Origin of the sequence: Thermotalea metallivorans (assembly GCF_001562415.1) — a bacterium.
Taxonomy (GTDB): domain Bacteria; phylum Bacillota; class Clostridia; order Peptostreptococcales; family Thermotaleaceae; genus Thermotalea; species Thermotalea metallivorans.
The window spans coordinates 1-15,820 of sequence record NZ_LOEE01000107.1; the positions used below are offsets into that span (position 1 = coordinate 1).

The 15,820-nt window shown below is 39.5% G+C and carries 16 protein-coding genes; 3 read left to right on the forward strand and 13 right to left on the reverse strand.

Features of this window, described 5'->3' with window-relative positions:
* Positions 1-127 precede the first annotated feature (127 nt).
* Both AN619_RS15360 and mutT read right to left on the reverse strand, forming a co-directional pair.
* The gene (locus AN619_RS15360) at positions 128-1,030 is read right to left on the reverse strand and encodes an RluA family pseudouridine synthase (protein ID WP_242867427.1); all 903 of its coding nucleotides are present in this window, start codon (positions 1,028-1,030) and stop codon (positions 128-130) included.
* A 52-nt stretch (positions 1,031-1,082) separates the two neighbouring features.
* Entirely contained in the window at positions 1,083-1,496 is a 414-nt protein-coding gene (gene mutT / locus AN619_RS15365; protein ID WP_068558131.1) for an 8-oxo-dGTP diphosphatase MutT, read from the reverse strand.
* A 172-nt stretch (positions 1,497-1,668) separates the two neighbouring features.
* On the opposite strand from mutT, the gene AN619_RS15370 reads away from it, so the two are divergent.
* Complete coding sequence (locus AN619_RS15370) at positions 1,669-2,478, forward strand: NAD(+)/NADH kinase (protein ID WP_068558132.1); 810 nt, start codon at positions 1,669-1,671, stop codon at positions 2,476-2,478.
* Between the two features lie 58 nt (positions 2,479-2,536).
* Here the strand turns inward: AN619_RS15370 and AN619_RS15375 are convergent, their stop codons facing one another.
* The 5 genes from AN619_RS15375 to AN619_RS16190 all read right to left on the reverse strand — a co-directional run bounded on the left by AN619_RS15375 (position 2,537) and on the right by AN619_RS16190 (position 6,845).
* Positions 2,537-3,811, reverse strand: coding sequence for a dicarboxylate/amino acid:cation symporter (locus AN619_RS15375; protein ID WP_068558133.1), 1,275 nt, complete (start codon positions 3,809-3,811; stop codon positions 2,537-2,539).
* A 133-nt stretch (positions 3,812-3,944) separates the two neighbouring features.
* Positions 3,945-4,859 carry a response regulator gene (locus AN619_RS15380; protein WP_068558134.1) on the reverse strand — a complete coding sequence of 305 codons (915 nt, stop codon included), beginning with the start codon at positions 4,857-4,859 and terminating at the stop codon, positions 3,945-3,947.
* 1 nt (position 4,860) lies between these two features.
* Positions 4,861-6,132, reverse strand: coding sequence for an ATP-binding protein (locus tag AN619_RS15385; protein WP_068558135.1), 1,272 nt, complete (start codon positions 6,130-6,132; stop codon positions 4,861-4,863).
* A gap of 15 nt (positions 6,133-6,147) precedes the next feature.
* Positions 6,148-6,708 carry a hypothetical protein gene (locus AN619_RS15390; protein WP_068558136.1) on the reverse strand — a complete coding sequence of 187 codons (561 nt, stop codon included), beginning with the start codon at positions 6,706-6,708 and terminating at the stop codon, positions 6,148-6,150.
* The gene (locus AN619_RS16190) at positions 6,663-6,845 is read right to left on the reverse strand and encodes a hypothetical protein (protein WP_198153333.1); all 183 of its coding nucleotides are present in this window, start codon (positions 6,843-6,845) and stop codon (positions 6,663-6,665) included. Before AN619_RS16190 ends, AN619_RS15390 begins: the two co-directional genes overlap by 46 nt.
* 245 nt (positions 6,846-7,090) lie before the next feature.
* On the opposite strand from AN619_RS16190, the gene AN619_RS15395 reads away from it, so the two are divergent.
* Entirely contained in the window at positions 7,091-7,597 is a 507-nt protein-coding gene (locus tag AN619_RS15395) for a D-glycero-alpha-D-manno-heptose-1,7-bisphosphate 7-phosphatase (protein WP_068558137.1), read from the forward strand.
* Positions 7,598-7,623: 26 nt separating this feature from the next.
* Here the strand turns inward: AN619_RS15395 and AN619_RS15400 are convergent, their stop codons facing one another.
* Positions 7,624-8,319, reverse strand: a complete 696-nt coding sequence (locus tag AN619_RS15400) for a response regulator (RefSeq protein ID WP_068558138.1) — start codon at positions 8,317-8,319, stop codon at positions 7,624-7,626.
* Entirely contained in the window at positions 8,316-10,007 is a 1,692-nt protein-coding gene (locus tag AN619_RS15405; protein ID WP_068558139.1) for an ATP-binding protein, read from the reverse strand. Before AN619_RS15405 ends, AN619_RS15400 begins: the two co-directional genes overlap by 4 nt.
* A 176-nt stretch (positions 10,008-10,183) precedes the next feature.
* Between AN619_RS15405 and AN619_RS15410 the strand changes: the two genes are divergently transcribed.
* Complete coding sequence (locus AN619_RS15410; protein WP_068558140.1) at positions 10,184-11,335, forward strand: MGDG synthase family glycosyltransferase; 1,152 nt, start codon at positions 10,184-10,186, stop codon at positions 11,333-11,335.
* Positions 11,336-11,658: 323 nt separating this feature from the next.
* Here AN619_RS15410 and fabI read toward each other — a convergent pair whose 3' ends face one another.
* The 4 genes from fabI to AN619_RS15430 are packed head-to-tail and all read right to left on the reverse strand — an operon-like array spanning position 11,659 to position 15,628.
* Positions 11,659-12,504, reverse strand: coding sequence for an enoyl-ACP reductase FabI (gene fabI / locus AN619_RS15415; protein ID WP_330382105.1), 846 nt, complete (start codon positions 12,502-12,504; stop codon positions 11,659-11,661).
* 30 nt (positions 12,505-12,534) lie between these two features.
* Entirely contained in the window at positions 12,535-13,941 is a 1,407-nt protein-coding gene (locus tag AN619_RS15420) for a peptidoglycan D,D-transpeptidase FtsI family protein (RefSeq protein ID WP_068558141.1), read from the reverse strand.
* A complete protein-coding gene (locus AN619_RS15425) occupies positions 13,913-15,160 on the reverse strand; it encodes an FtsW/RodA/SpoVE family cell cycle protein (RefSeq protein WP_068558142.1) in 1,248 nt (415 codons plus the stop codon). Before AN619_RS15425 ends, AN619_RS15420 begins: the two co-directional genes overlap by 29 nt.
* 12 nt (positions 15,161-15,172) lie before the next feature.
* Positions 15,173-15,628 carry an FHA domain-containing protein gene (locus AN619_RS15430; protein WP_242867428.1) on the reverse strand — a complete coding sequence of 152 codons (456 nt, stop codon included), beginning with the start codon at positions 15,626-15,628 and terminating at the stop codon, positions 15,173-15,175.
* Positions 15,629-15,820 lie beyond the last annotated feature (192 nt).

Genomic DNA, 15,820 nt, shown 5'->3' on the forward strand with positions numbered 1-15,820 from the left:
ATTATTGAGCATAGTCACCACCCTGTATTTGTTTTTTGGGATAATTAATATTATACAGGATGATTGTGCTCCAGGCTACCCTAAACCGGTAGCCTATTTTATTTGCCAACTATAATTTTACTCTAAGTTAGGATAATTTTTGGATGAGTGTCTTTATATCTTGGGGAATGGGGGCCCTGACCTCAATTCGCTCTTTGGTTCTTGGCTGATTGAAAATCAGTTGTCCCGCATGGAGGGCTTGTCGGCCTATCAATTCTTTATCGGTATAGCCGTAAAGTTCATCCCCAATCAAAGGATGCCCTATATGGGCCATATGAACTCTGATTTGATGGGTTCGGCCCGTTTCCAGCTTTATTCTGACCACTGTAGCATCTTTCAGTCTCCGAACTACTTCATAATGGGTGACAGAGGGTTGCCCTCCCTCGTATACCTTCCTCATGATGTCTTCAGGATCAGGCCTGCCAATGGGTGCATCTATGGTCCCATGATCTTCTTCCATAGTTCCTTTCGCCACTGCCAGATAGATTTTTTCAACTTGATTTTTCTGCATTTGTTTGGAAAGCTCCTGTTGGGCATAGGGGTTTTTGGCAATGACCACCAAACCCGATGTATCTCGATCCAAACGGTTGACAAATCGAATCTTAAAGTTTTCCCCCGTGTACTTCATGCGATAGACAAGGGCATTGGCCATGGTGCCCGTAGGATGCCCCTTTGTAGGATGTACCACCAATCCGGGTTGTTTGTTTACAATCAAGAGATCTATGTCCTCATAGACCACCGCAATGGGTATATTCTCCGGCTCAAATTGATTGGCCTCATCCGCCATGACAACTTCCACCTTATCGCCTTTTCTCAACCTCGCATGGAAAGTGATTCGATTTCCGTTCACCAGTATGCCTTGATTCCTTTTTAACCTCCGCACCAGCCTGCTGGATAATCTCATCTCCCCATATAAAATTTCTTTCAGTTCTTTGCCTTCATACCGATCATCCACCACGAATTCCAATCTATTTTCATTTGTATGTTTCACCTTATGCACCTACTTTTTTCAAAATACACCTTTTATTATACGGTGCTGATTTCTATCCGTCAATTTCAAATATATGCTCTCCTAGACTTAATATCTTCTCCACTATCGGCAAATCTGCTTCCACAAAGTCATATTTTTTTAGTTCTTCAATATCTATCCAACGAAAATCATGGCAGTCTATGGCCTTTGCCTGACCGCCGATGCAATTGCACAAATAGCATAACAACAAAATTTCCTTATCCACATACCGATGATAGACCACTTTAAAAATATCCTTTACTTCAATCCGGAGATCCAGCTCCTCCTCAATTTCCCTTGTCAAGCACTGTTCCGGCGTCTCTCCCTCCTCCAGCTTTCCTCCGGGAAATTCCCATTTTAAGGCATGATCTGTTTTTACATATCGTTGGGCAATCAAAATTCGCCCTTCTTTTCTAATCACTCCTGCTGTTACAATAAAAAGCTCCATGTCTCTCTCCCCTTTTCATTTTCACTATCATTAATATATCCATTTTTCGCAACCTTTACAACAGAAGACATGAAATTCCTGTAAAAAGGAAAACAATCCAATCCTTTTCCTCTGATATGAATTGTGTTAAAATATACTAAAAATTGTTTGTATATGAAACGGAGATGATGCCATGTCAAACCAGACCCGGGTGATTAATATCGTAACAAATGACAGGCCGATTTCTAAGGAGACCAGCAGGATTCTTAAGCAAAAGCTTGAAAAAAACGGTTTTCTCATTGCCGATACCTTTGATCCCAAGGCAGAACTAATTATCTGCATTGGCGGAGACGGTTCATTTTTGCGCACCTTACACGAATATAAATTTCCGGATATCCCTATTGTAGGTGTAAATACAGGACATTTGGGATTTTTCCAAGAGCTATCACCTTATCAATTGGATGAATTTATTTTTCGATACGAAAAGGGCGATTATATCATACAAGAACTACATCCCGTGGAAGCCCTCATCTGTACCCGAAATAGCTGCATCGAAATTATGGGAATCAATGAAATTACCATCAAAGGTGCAAAATCGAGAACAATCCATCTCAATATTTCCTTAGATGATAGCTTTTTGGAAAAATTCAGTGGCGATGGCGTACTGGTATCAACGCCTACAGGCAGTACCGCCTATAATTATTCCCTTGGGGGCAGCATCGTAGATCCCAGATTAGATTTGCTGCAAATTACTCCCATTGCTCCCATTAATACCGTGGCTTACCGATCCTTTACTTCCAGTCTCATCGTACCAAGGGAGTCCATGATTAAAATCCATCCGGAGTATACCTTTGAAAATTCCATTGTGGTCGTAACAGACGGCATGGAACACAAGCATAATGAAATTGTGGAAATCAACCTGAAGATGTCTGAAATCAAAATAAAATTATTGAGATTGAAAAACTATGATTTTTGGAATAAGGTGAAAGAAAAATTTTTATAAGGGCCAAAAAATAATCAGAGGGGACTATGAAAATAGCCCCCTTTTTGCTATGGATCAACTATGCCACAGATTTTTCTGCATCTTTTGAATTATACACAGATTCATCAAATTCTCCTTCAGATTTTGCAACAATCAGTGTACATACGGCATCCCCTGTGATATTGATCGCCGTTCTGGACATATCAAGGATTCTGTCAATACCAATAATCAATGCAATACCTTCGATGGGCAGATTAACAGCTTGCAGTACCATGGACAGCATGATCAAGCCTACACCCGGCACTCCTGCCGTACCGATGGAAGCCAAAGTAGCTGTCAGGATTACTGTCAAAATAGCACTCAAGCCAAGATCCACGCCATACAACTGGGAAATAAATATAGTAGCTGCACCTTGCATGATGGCTGTTCCGTCCATATTGATGGTTGCCCCTAAAGGAATGGTAAAGGACGCAATACTCTTATTGACACCAAGCTTCTCTTCCACTACTTCTAAAGTTACTGGCAAAGTAGCATTGGAGCTTGCTGTAGAGAAGGCAACACCCATGGCTGGTGCAAATTTTTTGAAGAAAGTAACCGGGCTCAATTTTGTGAAACCCACCAACATACCGGAGTAGGTAATTCCTGCATGGAGGGCTAGGGCAAATAATACACAGAACATATATTTTGCCAATGGCAGCATTGCAGGGAAGCCCAGGCCTGTGAAAGTTTTTGCGATCAAACAGAATACCCCGTAAGGAGCAATCAGCATCACCATGCCGATCATTTTCATCATGAGGTCATTCAATTGATCAAAGATAGACACAACCGGTTTTACCTTTTCCCCCAGGGAAGCCAATCCGATACCTACCAGCAGGGCAAATACGATAATTTGGAGCATTTCACCGTTAGCCATTGCTGCCACAGGGTTCGTAGGCACCATATCTGTAATTACCTGCACTAAGGGCTTCGCCTCTTTGATAGTTGGCTCCGTCTTCATTAATGCTGACATATCCAGGCCGATTCCCGGATTCACCACCAAGGAAAGCAGGATTGCAATAGTAATGGCTGCAGCCGTTGTCACCAGATAGAAAGCCAATGTCTTGGACCCTACCCTTCCAAGTTTTCTGATATCGCTGATGGACGCTGCACCATTGGCAATAGAAATAAATACCAAGGGCACCACCATCATTCGGATAGCATTGAGGAATACGTTTCCTACAAGGGTAAAAATACCTTCAACCAAAATCTTATCTCTGAAATAAGACGGACCCATTTGATTTAGGATAAGACCGACAATAAGACCGACAAGAAGTCCGATAAAAATTTTGGTCGTTAAACTCATCTTCTTATTCATAGACATCCTCCTTTTTTAATTTTTTGTAGCATTTGCATCTGCTTGTTGATAGCTTAAAGGTTTTCCTACGAAAAGATACAAAAAAAAACGAAAACATACTGTCTTAGTTTTTTATAATTTCAATTTTTCTGATTTATGCAATATTTTCCCGGTCTATTTTCAACTCAACTAGAAGGCCTTCTATAAATTTTTTGACGCTGATTTTTCCTCCGTAATTGGATTTGTTGCGAATATAATCCATTTGCTTCCTTATTTCCTTGAAATCGAAAAGGGAGTTGGAATATTTCACAAATATGTCATTGCTATAATCTTCAATGCCCAGGTTGGCTAGATTTTCCAAAGCCTTGTTGATCGCTCTCCGAATCCGCTGCTCTATGGCGGCAATATTCATCACAATGCCGTACGCATCCCTGTATCGTTGGTTTAGCATTTCATATAGGTCTGATATTTTTTGGGTCAACAACCGCCCCCTTGTCCCTTCATCCTGTGCAAGGAGCAAAAGAAGCATTTCGACAATATCATTGCTGCCGGCTTCTCCTAAGATTCCCAACTGTGAAAGTATTTTTTTTATGCGATCTTTATCTGAAACCACCTGAATCTCCTTTTCTCCTGTATACTCTTTCAACACATTTATGCTGTGTATGGCCCGTTCAAAGGAATGAATTACTTCCTGCATTCTCATTTTTTCTTTGACTTTATGAATCACAGAAACCACCTCAATGACATTGATGGGCTTGTGAATATAGAATTCAATCCCCTTTGTATAGGCCTTGGAAACCATTTCTTTGGAAATCACTTGAGAAATCATGATAAAATTTGTCCTTATGCCGGCCTCCCTTATTGCCGATACAATGGCAATGCCATCCATTCCCGGAAGAAGCAGATCCACCAGTACAATATGGGGTTTGAGTACTTTCATCTCTTCTATGGCTTTTATTCCATCCTCTGCCTCACCAACCACATCCCCCAGATTATATTGGTCAATGATATTTTTGAGCACCTTTCGAATTCCCTTGTCGTCATCTATAATATAAAAGTTATGATTCATTTTACCACTTCCTATGCATAATTTTCGAAAGAGGAATATGCACTGTGAAAACTGTGCCCACACCTTTCTCGGAGCTTACAGAAATAGATCCTTGAAAATGATTTTCCATGATATGTTTTACATGGGTGAGTCCGATTCCTGTGGACATCTCTCCTGTAGTCGGATTGAATTTTGTTGAAAAACCCGGTTCAAAAATCAAATCCATATCCGATGCATCAATCCCCTTTCCCGTATCCGCAATCTTGAATATACAGTCTTCATTTGCAATTTCTTGGGTAATGACAATAGACCCCGTATCTTCGATGGCTTCTATGGCATTGATAATCAAGTTGTTTAGGACGGAAATCAACTGATAAAAATCACCTGTAAGAAAATTTTGTTCATAATGAAAATGAAGGTGAATATTTTTACCGTTCAAGTCAATCAACTTTTGCGTATTGTCTTTAATGATATGATAGATTTCTTTCATGCTCATATGAAGATTTTCATTTTCCTCTGAGAGAGTTTTTTCTATCCCTGATACGACCCTTATATAATCCTTTTTCACTTCATGAATATCCTTTGCCACCAGTAAGGCATCATCCTTCAAATGAGTATCCTGCAATTGCTCGTACAAGCGATAGCTTTTTTTCATAGCCTCCTCTATATCCACAATGGATTTTCTCAGGAAAAACAGTTCCGATTTTAAACTTGCCATGAAAAAAATTAATTCTTTATATTTCTTGTCCTTTTGCTCCCGTTCATATCGACTCATGTAGTAAGAAGTAATATAATAAATTGATAAAGTCACCAGGGATCTCATAATGCCCATCAAAATCATTGCAAGGACAACCCCTTCAAAGGGCTGATCAATTCTATTCTTTCTCAGAACAACCTCCACGATGTTAGAAATACTGTCACAAAACCATAAAGCGATCACAAGCTGTTCCGGCTTGTTTAGCTTGTCCCTCACATTCATCATTTCAAACAATATGCCATATAATGAATAAAATATTGCACCGGGTGCATATAAGCTCACGGCTGTAGCCATGTCCCCTTCAGGATTGCCAAGCATATAGACAAAAGTTCTAAAGAAAAAAATGGATATGCCTACAGCATTTGTTGCTGTCAAAACAGAAATATCCTTAAAGTACATCAGCATTAAAGACAAGGCGGAAACACTGAAAGAAAATCGAAACCCTGAAGAAAAGGGGTTTAAATAAACCTGCCCTGTAAAGGCAGTAAATATGCATACAATAAAAAGTTTTTCCAATTTTTTTCTGTTCGCAACCAATAGAATACCTTCCTTTTAAATTTGATAATGTAAAATCATCTCTGCATTTGTAGATTTTTCTTTCACAATTAAGAAATTGTTAAAATTTAACTCGCAATATTCTACCAGTTCCTTTACGCTGCATTGTCTTTCGTAAACCTCCAAGACACGTACCATGACTTCATCCCATCCATAACCCATCAACCTTCGAGCTCCATCCTTGGTGATCAATTCCAAGGGAATGGAGCCAAATACATTCCCCCTCATAATTTCGTAGGTCTGCCAAAATCTATTATGGGTATCCAAAGCCTTTGCCTCTTTCAAATCCTCTGTCCTCTTTTTTGAAAACTCCTCCAAATAGGTACCCTCATAATAATTCTTTTTCAATACAGGCTTGTACAAAAATCGGATCTCATTGATGATTTCCAATTTGGCACCATGAAAGGAATTTTTCTTTGCTTGAATATCGCTCCTCATTTTTTCGCAGACACAGATCATTTCATCTAGAAGTTTTTCCAAATAAATTTTATTGCCGTTATTGATACTCTTCTCTATTTCATTGGTAATTCTTTTGATTTCATCAACTTTATACTGCATCCAAATCCCCTTCCACCATTCCCAATCATACTTATTTTTATTATATCATGAATTAGAGAAAATCTTCTATTTGTTCTCTTTTGTAAATTCTCTCTTTCATATCTTGCACCACCTGTATCGTCTTTTCTCAAAAGCATGATGTTTCTTGCTATATTGCAAATTGCCACCACTGGGCAAACAAATCATAGGATAGAATACTGTTCTGTGGTAAAATTTCTCATATAAGTCTTCTCCTTAGAAAATTATAATTTCCTGTGTATTGTCAAAAATTATAAACAATGGGTACAATGACAGGAAGACCTAACTACCGGCAAAATGTTCCCTTTATGAATTTCAACAACCAAAACAAAACTATACCCTTCATCCATGCAGGAGGTATTTTATGCAAAAAGCAGTCTTTCTCGATCGAGATGGTGTAATCAATGACAACAAAATGCCTGTCAATAAACCTGAAGATTTTATCTTTTTCCCATGGACCTTCGAAGCAATAAAAATGTTAAATAACGCCGGTTATCCTGTCTTTGTGGTAACCAATCAAGGAGGAATTGAGATGGGACATTTGACCCATGAGGATCTGAAAAATATTCATGATCAAATGTTAGCAGATTTTCATAGGCAAAATATTTTCATCTGCGATATTGCATACTGCCCCCATTTCCAATCAAAGTGCGAATGCAGAAAACCTGCCCCGGGCATGCTTTTCAAACTAGCAAAAAAACATCACATTGATCTGAAGGCATCCTATATGGTAGGCGATCGTGAAGTGGACATGGATGCCGGTCGCAGGGCAGGGTGCAAAACAATTAAAATCGGAAAACCTTGCAAAAATGCGGACTATACTGCAAAAAATCTCTTAGATGCAGCAAAAATTATCATCTCTGCTTCATAAAAGTACCAGCCATTTTGCTGGTACTTTTATTTTGCTTTATCTGCACTGCCATTATATTTATACCGGTGAACAGGCCTGCCAACACTGCCGTACTCCAACTCAACCAAAACAATCTTTTGATTTGCCAGATACTCCAAATATCGTCGTGCCGTTACCCTAGCAATCCCCACCGCCTTCGACAACTCCACAGAAGTGTGAAATTCAGGGTATTTCTTTAAATAATCTACTACCAGCTCCAAGGTGGTTCGATTCAATCCCTTTGGAAGTTCAACGGCAGAAATATCGCTTTTGATATGAAGGATGCGATCCAAATCCTGCTGCTGAAAATCATCCTTATTTTCCAAGTGCTCCTTCATCTTCTGATAGTGGAGAAGGGCTTCTTTAAACCTTTCAAATTTAAAAGGCTTAATAATATAGTCAATTACTCCGTACCGTATGGCTTCATGGATGGTATCTACTGTTTTATCGGCTGTAATCAATATCACGTCTACATTTGCTCCTATTTTTCTGATTTCCTTTAACACCGTCAAACCATCGGTCTTTGCCATAAAAACATCCAACAACATCAGCTGAGGTTTTAGCCTCTGCACCATCTCCAAAGCTTCATCTCCGTTGTTTGCAAAACCCACAACACGAAAATCCTTTATTTTCGATATAAATCGTCTGTTGATTTCTTGGACCATAGGGTCATCCTCAACAATGAGCACTGTTATATCCTTCATTTTTCCATCACGCTGCCCTTTTTCGGAATATTGATAATAATCTCTGTTCCAATGTCAATCTGACTTTCTACGTGAATTGTACCGTCAATACCTTCCAGAATTTGTTTGACCAACGCCAGACCTACACCTTTATTTTCCCCTTTTTTGGTTGTAAATCCGAATTCAAAGATCTTTTCTAAATTTTCCTCAGCAATCCCTTCCCCTGTATCCGTAACAATGATCTCCAACTCTTCATTTTCCTCATTGATAGTTAAATAGATATTTCGCCTTTCCATTTCCAGGCCGCTGACTGCATCAATGGCATTTTCTATCAAATTCCCTATAATGGTTAACAATATATTGGTATCTATGGTATCTCCCATATTCTCCAATCGGCTGCTGGGATCTATAAAAAATTTAATCTTCATCTCCTGCATTTTATTGTATTTCGCCAGCAACAGCCCGGAAAGGGAGGGATTTCGGATGTTTTTTGTCAAAAATCCTAGCATTTCTTCATGGACATTGCTGATATCGTCAATGTATTTCATAGCTTCATCGTAGCATTTCAATTGCAACAATCCGGAAATGGTATGCATTTTGTTTAAAAATTCGTGATTTTGTGCCCGTAGGGCATCTATAAACCGTTTTACTCCAGTCAACTGCTCAGCAAGATTTTTGACTTCCGTCAAATCCCGAAAGCTGGATACGGCCCCCACTGCCTGACCACCCACATTAATAGGCAAGGTATTGGCTACAATCGCTCTGTTATTCAAAATATGTTCCCGATCATATTCAGGAATTCCTGTTTCGATAATTTCAGGCATATGGCTATTTTTAATAATGTCCCGAATGTCCTTGCCGATGACATCCTCTTTCAAACCTAGAATTCTTTTCCCTTCACCATTTAACATCGTAATTTTATATTCACTGTCCACGGCTAAAATTCCTTCTTTTACCGTCTGAAGAATAACATGGCGCTCCTTTAAAAGTTTTGCAATTTCCGAGGGTTCCAAACCAAATATCTGCCTTTTTATATTTTTTGCCAGCAGCGTTGCCCCAATGATTGTCAGCACCATAGAAAGAGCCACAATAGAATAAAATCCGCTTTTCACTTCCGTCAAAAATTTTGTAATGTGGGGAAGAGTCATATTCACCAATACAACCCCCACTTGTTTTCCATCATTATAAATAGGCACAAAGGCTTGTATATACTTTCCGCTTTTTGCTGATGTCTTTGCTACATATGATTCCCCTTTGAAAGCTGCACTATTGTTTGCATGGATATACCTTCTCCCGATTCTATTGAAAGCCGAATGGGCATATTGAATGCCGTTCATGTCCATGACCACAATGGCCTCTGCATTGGAGGCCCTTCGAATATCCTCTGCGATCAGCTGGATTACATATTCTCCCCTGGGTTTGCCCACATAAATCTGAACATCCCTCCGCAGGGCCACCCTCTGGGCAACTTCCATGGCACTTCTTCCCAGAACCGTTTCAATGCTATTATTGATGTACCAAAGACTAAAGGCTCCAAGAATGGATACCAGCACAGTAACCATGATTGTCGTAAAAATAATCATTTTCACTTTGAGGGTAATCTTTCCATATTTTTCTATACGCCTCACCCCTGCCCTATCTATCATAGTTTGCTTTGCCACTGAATTTTGTTGTGGGCCCCATCCTGTCAAAGGATATGCATGCATCATAGCAACTAGCCCCTGGAAATCTTCAACCGTCAGCAATCTGCTTCAATGTCATTATATATTACCTTGCCACCATCGTACAAGTCCTATCCGCTTACGGATATTGTCCTACTTTTTTTGAAGTTTATGGCAAGTTTTTCCCTCAAAATGGTATAATAAATATTTAGGAGGTGTATTGCATGAACATATTATTTTTTACCGTTTCTGCCGGCGAGGGGCACAATCAAGTGGCCAAAACCGTTGCCGATAAAATTAAAAGTATTGATTCGCGCCATAAAGTAGAGATCATTGATACTTTCAACTATGTGCATCCAAATCTGCACAAAATTGTGTTTGAGGCATATATAAAATCCATTAAATATATTCCTACACTATACGGGTTCATTTATAAACGTTCCGAGGTAACAGACAACTCCATTATCGATGTGAGTGAATTTCTCAATAAGATCATATTATCTCGGAAGCTTTCAAAGCTTCTAGCAGATTTTCAACCAGATGTCATCGTATGTACCCACCCCTTTCCCGCAGAGGCCCTGTCAGTAATGAAAAGAAAGGGAAGGATTTCCACACCCTTGGTTACCATTCTGACAGATTATACGATCCATCCAAGCTGGATTAATAAAGAAATAGACTTTTACATAATGCCCTCGGAAAATTTTATCTACGAATTTCAATATTGGCAAATCGAACCGGAGAAAACAAGATTTTTTGGGATTCCCATCCACGAAAAATTTTCAGTAAATCCTGACAGGGATCAGGTCTGTGCCAAGCTAAAGGTAGACAATACATTCACAGCTTTGATCATGGGTGGAGGCTTGGGATTGGGTAACATTACCGAAACCTTGAATTATCTCTTTACCTACAATATAGACATTCAAATCATTGCCATCGCCGGTAAAAATGAAGAATTGTATCGTTATCTTTCTCAAATCAACCGTAAGAATTTAAAAGTATTCGGCTTTGTTTCCAATGTAGACGAATTTATGTCTGCCTCCGACATTATCATCACCAAACCCGGCGGTATTACCGTTACGGAAGCCCTTGTCAAGGAACTGCCCATTATTGTCACTTGGAATCTGCCGGGACAAGAAGAACGCAATATGGAATTTATATTAAACAACGGCATCGGGATGGTTGCAGCAAGTCCCAATTCTTTAATTTCTTGCATTAATCTGCTCAAAGAGGACAAAGAGAGATACGCCATCATGAGACAAAATATGTCCCGATTGAAAAAACCGGAAGCCGTAAGGGATATCGCTAATTTTCTGCTGCACTTGCCCTGTATGGAAAAATCTTTCATAGAACCGGAAAAACTTATCATTAACAAATAACAAAGTCTTTCGCTGAAAGATTGAAAGGAAGACTTTGTTGATGCACATGACGGAAATTATGACTTATCCACAATTTATAAAAGTCCATAATTCCCTATATGTGATAAAGAATAAACTTCGCCAAATGCGAAGTTTTAGCTTGTAGACAAACCCTTGAGATTTGGCTTCCTGCTCAGACCTGCGCCGCTTTTCTAAATAAAAAAACAAGGGAAAAAGCGGCTTGCTGATTCGCGACGAAGCCTAAATCTCAAGGGTTCTTACTTATCCCGTTACTTTTTCTACAGACTGAAACTTCGCCAAATGCGAAGTTTATTCTTTATTTACTAGTACCCTAAAATATTATAGCCACAATCTACATAGATAATTTCCCCTGTAATGCCGCTGCTTAGAGAGCTGCATAAAAACAAGGCTGTATTGGCAACCTCCTCTGTTTCCACCAGTCTGCCCATGGGTGCTTTTTCTTCAAATTCTTTTAACATGGTGGTAAAGTTCTTCACGCCCTTTGCCGCCAAGGTCTTGATCGGTCCTGCCGAAATGGCATTGACCCTTATGTTTTCTCTTCCCAAGTCCGCCGCCAAGTATTTTACACTTGCTTCCAAGGCTGCTTTTGCTACACCCATAACATTATAGTTTTTCACAACCCTTTCTCCCCCCAGATAAGTTAGGGTAACAATGCTTCCCCCTTCTATCATCAAAGGTCTTGCGTACCTTGTAACGGCGACCAGAGAATATGCACTAATATCTTGAGCCATGGCATAGCCTTCCCTTGACGTATTCAAATACAATCCTTCCAATTCCTCCTTCTTGGCATGGGCAACGCTGTGTACTACCCCATGGAGAGACCCAAACTTCTCCTTTAAAATTTCAAAGGTTTGAACAATTTCTTCATCCTTTGTCACATCACAATGAATGATCGGTACTTCTCCCAATTCCCCTGTTAATTTTTTTATATGTTCTTCGCTTTTTTCCCCTTGATATGTAAAAGCCAGATTTGCCCCTGCCTTATGAAGCACCTGGGCTATTCCCCAAGCAATACTCCATTTATTGGCCACACCCATAATCAAAATATTTTTGCCTTTTAACCCCATATCCATTGTAACCACTCCTTTGCCATAAAATTTTGCCGCAACAGCTTCTCTGCTGCAAATTATATCTTCTATATCCCCCATTGAATTTCCTCCCCCCCAGCAACATGCAAATTATTTCAAGCGATTGAGGGTGCGAAGCATCATATCTCTGGCAAGGGGTGCGGCACTCTTGCCACCGGTAGATCCTATATTTTCCAACACCACAACCACAACCACCTGAGGATTGTCTGCAGGGGCAAATCCTACAAACCATGCATGTTCCTTTCCTGTTTCATTCTCTGCAGTTCCTGTCTTCCCGGCTACCGCTATATTTCTGATTCTGGCATTTTTACCCGTTCCCTCGTCGACTGCCTTAACCAGCATATTTTTTATTTCCTGGGCAATCAAGCTGCTGCTGACCCTCGCCAGGGCCTGTGGATAATTTATCTTTAGGGTTTTTCCGTCGGGTGAGATCACCTCTTTGACTAAAATTGGCTTCATCATGACTCCGTCATTGGCTATGGCCGATACCGCTACAGCCATATTTAAAGGTGTTACCAAAACCTTTCCCTGTCCTATGGCCGTTGCCCCCAGTTCCGGCTTAGTCATCAACCCCTTGCTTGGAAATATGGAAGACTTCGTTTTCAGATCAAATGGAATCGCTTTATTGAACATGAATTTTTCTGAAACATCTTTCAAACGTTCTTCTCCCAGCTGCAAACCAATTTGACTGAAGGCTACATTGCAGGATTCAGCCATAGCCTCCTCCAAATCTACTTTGCCATGGGCAATTCCTTTATAATCCCTCAAAATATACCCTTCTATATTGACGGAACCTTCACACTGGTAGGTAGTATCGATTCCCTCCTGCTGCAAAGCCCCTGCAGCTGTAATTATTTTAAACACAGACCCGGGCGTGTATAATCCCATGGCAGCCCGATTTAAAAGGGGGCTGTCTTTATCTTCTACGATTTCCTCCCAATTTTCTTTCAAAGTTGACGGATTGAAATCCGGTTTGCTAACCATGGCATAGATTTCGCCATTTTGGGGATTCATGACAATCATGGCTCCCTTCTTGCTGCCCAATAGTTGCCGGGCATAGTTTTGCAGCTCATGGTCTATGGCAAGTATCAGATTATTTCCCTGCTCCTTTGCACCGGTAATATTCTCCGTAATCTGAAGAATGGGATTGGAAGCATTGATATTTAACAGTTCATTATTGTAAGAGGCCTCTAGCCCTGATTTTCCGTATTCTTTATCACTATATCCGATGATATGGCTATACACATTTCCATAGGGATAATGTCTTATCTGTTTTTCTTCAACCTTTTCACTATAAGCCAAGGTTTTCCCATTTCTGTCCACAATCTTGCCCCTTAGTACATATTCCTCATTTAGCCACTGTCTTTTATTATAACTGTTGGTCACAATGGCAGAAGCTCGAAATATCTCAAAATAGCTCAGATAAATCACAAGACTGATAAACAGTGTTCCCATCATCACCAGTACCTTAATAATCCTTTTGGATTCTTGATCCATACCCTTCCTCCTGTTCCATCTCCAATTCCTCCGATGCCACCTGCAAGATCCCTAAGGCTGCAAAGCTCGACACCAAGGAACTCCCCCCATAACTGACAAATGGCAGTGTTACCCCCGTCAACGGAATCATTTTGATGACGCCTCCCAAAATAATAAAAGCCTGATATCCCAACATTGCCGTAATTCCCAGGGCAACAATCCTGAAGAATTTCTGTTGCTGATGCAAAGCAATTTTAAATCCTCTATATATCAAAATTAGAAATAACAGAATGATTGCCATGCCTCCAAAAATTCCCATTTCTTCACATATGGCTGAAAAGATAAAATCATTGTGTACTTCAGGAATGAATTCGGGATGTCCCAAGCCGATTCCTGTACCAAAAAAACCGCCAGAGGCAATAGCAAAAAGGGATTGGGTAATTTGATATCCCTTGCTGTCAATGAATCTCCAAGGATCAATCCACGTCTCTATTCTCACCCGCACATGGTTGATCACAAAATAGCTGATCACTGCAGGCAAGGATGCACCTATGATATTGTACAGCACAAACTTCCTCTGATCTTCATAAATATACAAAATGGTCATAAAAACAAGAAAAAACAACATGGCTGTCCCCAAATCTCTTTGAATAAATAAAAAACCGATATGGGCATATACAATGGCAAAAAACACATAGGGAGTTTTCAGTCTTTCCTTGTTTGTATAATAAGATGCCAGAAAAAAAACAAAGAGCAGTTTGATCAACTCTGCCGGTTGAAAACTGTGGCCTGCAACTTTGATCCAGTTGGTGGCCCCTTTAATTTTGACTCCAAAGATTAAGGTCGATACAAATAGCACAAAGGCACCGGCAGCATATGCAATTGTCCATTTTTCCCAGTCGTTCACTTTTTTAATCGTAAAATAAGACAAAAAGAAAGCCGTCATCCCGACCCCGAACCAGATAGTCTGTTTAAAGCCATACACAGGATGAATTCGATATATCATAATAATTCCGATACTGACGAGCATAGACATGATTAAAAAAAGGTAATGATCCCCCGGTGAAAATCTTAATAGAAATCGATTGAAGAAATAGATGATGGAAACGAACAAAGTTCCGGAGATAAATATCGTCTGATCAAAATAGCCTCTAAAAGAAAAAAGCAGTACCAATGCCATGATATCTATGATGACAATCAGGTTTTGTGGTGCTCTATAGCTGATTATTTTTTTAAGCATACATACACCTCTTCAATCGTTACTCACATATAAAAATTCAATTTGTCCAAGCTTGATTCGATCGCCGTTTTTCAACTTTACCGCATCCAGTACCCGATCTCCGTTTAAATAGGTTCCATTGGCACTATCCAGATCTTCTAAAAAATATGCATTTTCATCTAGGGTAATTTTTAAATGCTGATTGGAAATATACGGGTCTTTGATGACAATATCGTTATTGTTCCCTCTGCCGATGGTCACCGTATCTGCCAGATTATAAACTTCTTTGACCTTAAAAGGCAGCATATCCTTTCGGTTGATCAGTTTTAGATAGGTATGGTGGGTCGTAAGACCACCGCTCATATTTTTAATATCCAGATAAATTAAACGGATAATCCCAAACATAAACAAGTATATCAGCAATATAAACAAATAGCGAAATACTAAGGACAGCACATTAAACATTCCATCACCTGCCAAGCGTTTCATAATCTGCTTTCTATCTAATTTATAGTATATCATTTTTTACAATAATTCAACATATAGACATACAACGTTTGTGTCAAGTAGAAGTTTGCAATTTTTTTTATTGCCTCATCCTGTATAGGATTATAAATGTTATATTATTATAATTTTTCTATATTATTACAAAATCCAAGAAAAAATCTTTATCATTATACC

Excerpts from the sequence above, each read along its gene's own strand:
- AN619_RS15375 (WP_068558133.1), bottom strand. The coding sequence starts at position 3,811 with ATGAATAAGAAGATGAGTTTAACGACCAAAATTTTTATCGGACTTCTT.
- AN619_RS15400 (WP_068558138.1), bottom strand. The coding sequence starts at position 8,319 with ATGAAGGATATAACAGTGCTCATTGTTGAGGATGACCCTATGGTCCAA.
- AN619_RS15380 (WP_068558134.1), bottom strand. The coding sequence starts at position 4,859 with ATGAATCATAACTTTTATATTATAGATGACGACAAGGGAATTCGAAAG.
- mutT (WP_068558131.1), bottom strand. The coding sequence starts at position 1,496 with ATGGAGCTTTTTATTGTAACAGCAGGAGTGATTAGAAAAGAAGGGCGA.
- AN619_RS15405 (WP_068558139.1), bottom strand. The coding sequence starts at position 10,007 with ATGATGCATGCATATCCTTTGACAGGATGGGGCCCACAACAAAATTCA.
- AN619_RS15370 (WP_068558132.1), top strand. The coding sequence starts at position 1,669 with ATGTCAAACCAGACCCGGGTGATTAATATCGTAACAAATGACAGGCCG.
- AN619_RS15395 (WP_068558137.1), top strand. The coding sequence starts at position 7,091 with ATGCAAAAAGCAGTCTTTCTCGATCGAGATGGTGTAATCAATGACAAC.
- AN619_RS15420 (WP_068558141.1), bottom strand. The coding sequence starts at position 13,941 with ATGGATCAAGAATCCAAAAGGATTATTAAGGTACTGGTGATGATGGGA.
- AN619_RS15425 (WP_068558142.1), bottom strand. The coding sequence starts at position 15,160 with ATGCTTAAAAAAATAATCAGCTATAGAGCACCACAAAACCTGATTGTC.
- AN619_RS15410 (WP_068558140.1), top strand. The coding sequence starts at position 10,184 with ATGAACATATTATTTTTTACCGTTTCTGCCGGCGAGGGGCACAATCAA.
- AN619_RS16190 (WP_198153333.1), bottom strand. The coding sequence starts at position 6,845 with ATGCTTTTGAGAAAAGACGATACAGGTGGTGCAAGATATGAAAGAGAG.
- fabI (WP_330382105.1), bottom strand. The coding sequence starts at position 12,504 with ATGGGGGATATAGAAGATATAATTTGCAGCAGAGAAGCTGTTGCGGCA.
- AN619_RS15430 (WP_242867428.1), bottom strand. The coding sequence starts at position 15,628 with ATGAAACGCTTGGCAGGTGATGGAATGTTTAATGTGCTGTCCTTAGTA.
- AN619_RS15390 (WP_068558136.1), bottom strand. The coding sequence starts at position 6,708 with ATGCAGTATAAAGTTGATGAAATCAAAAGAATTACCAATGAAATAGAG.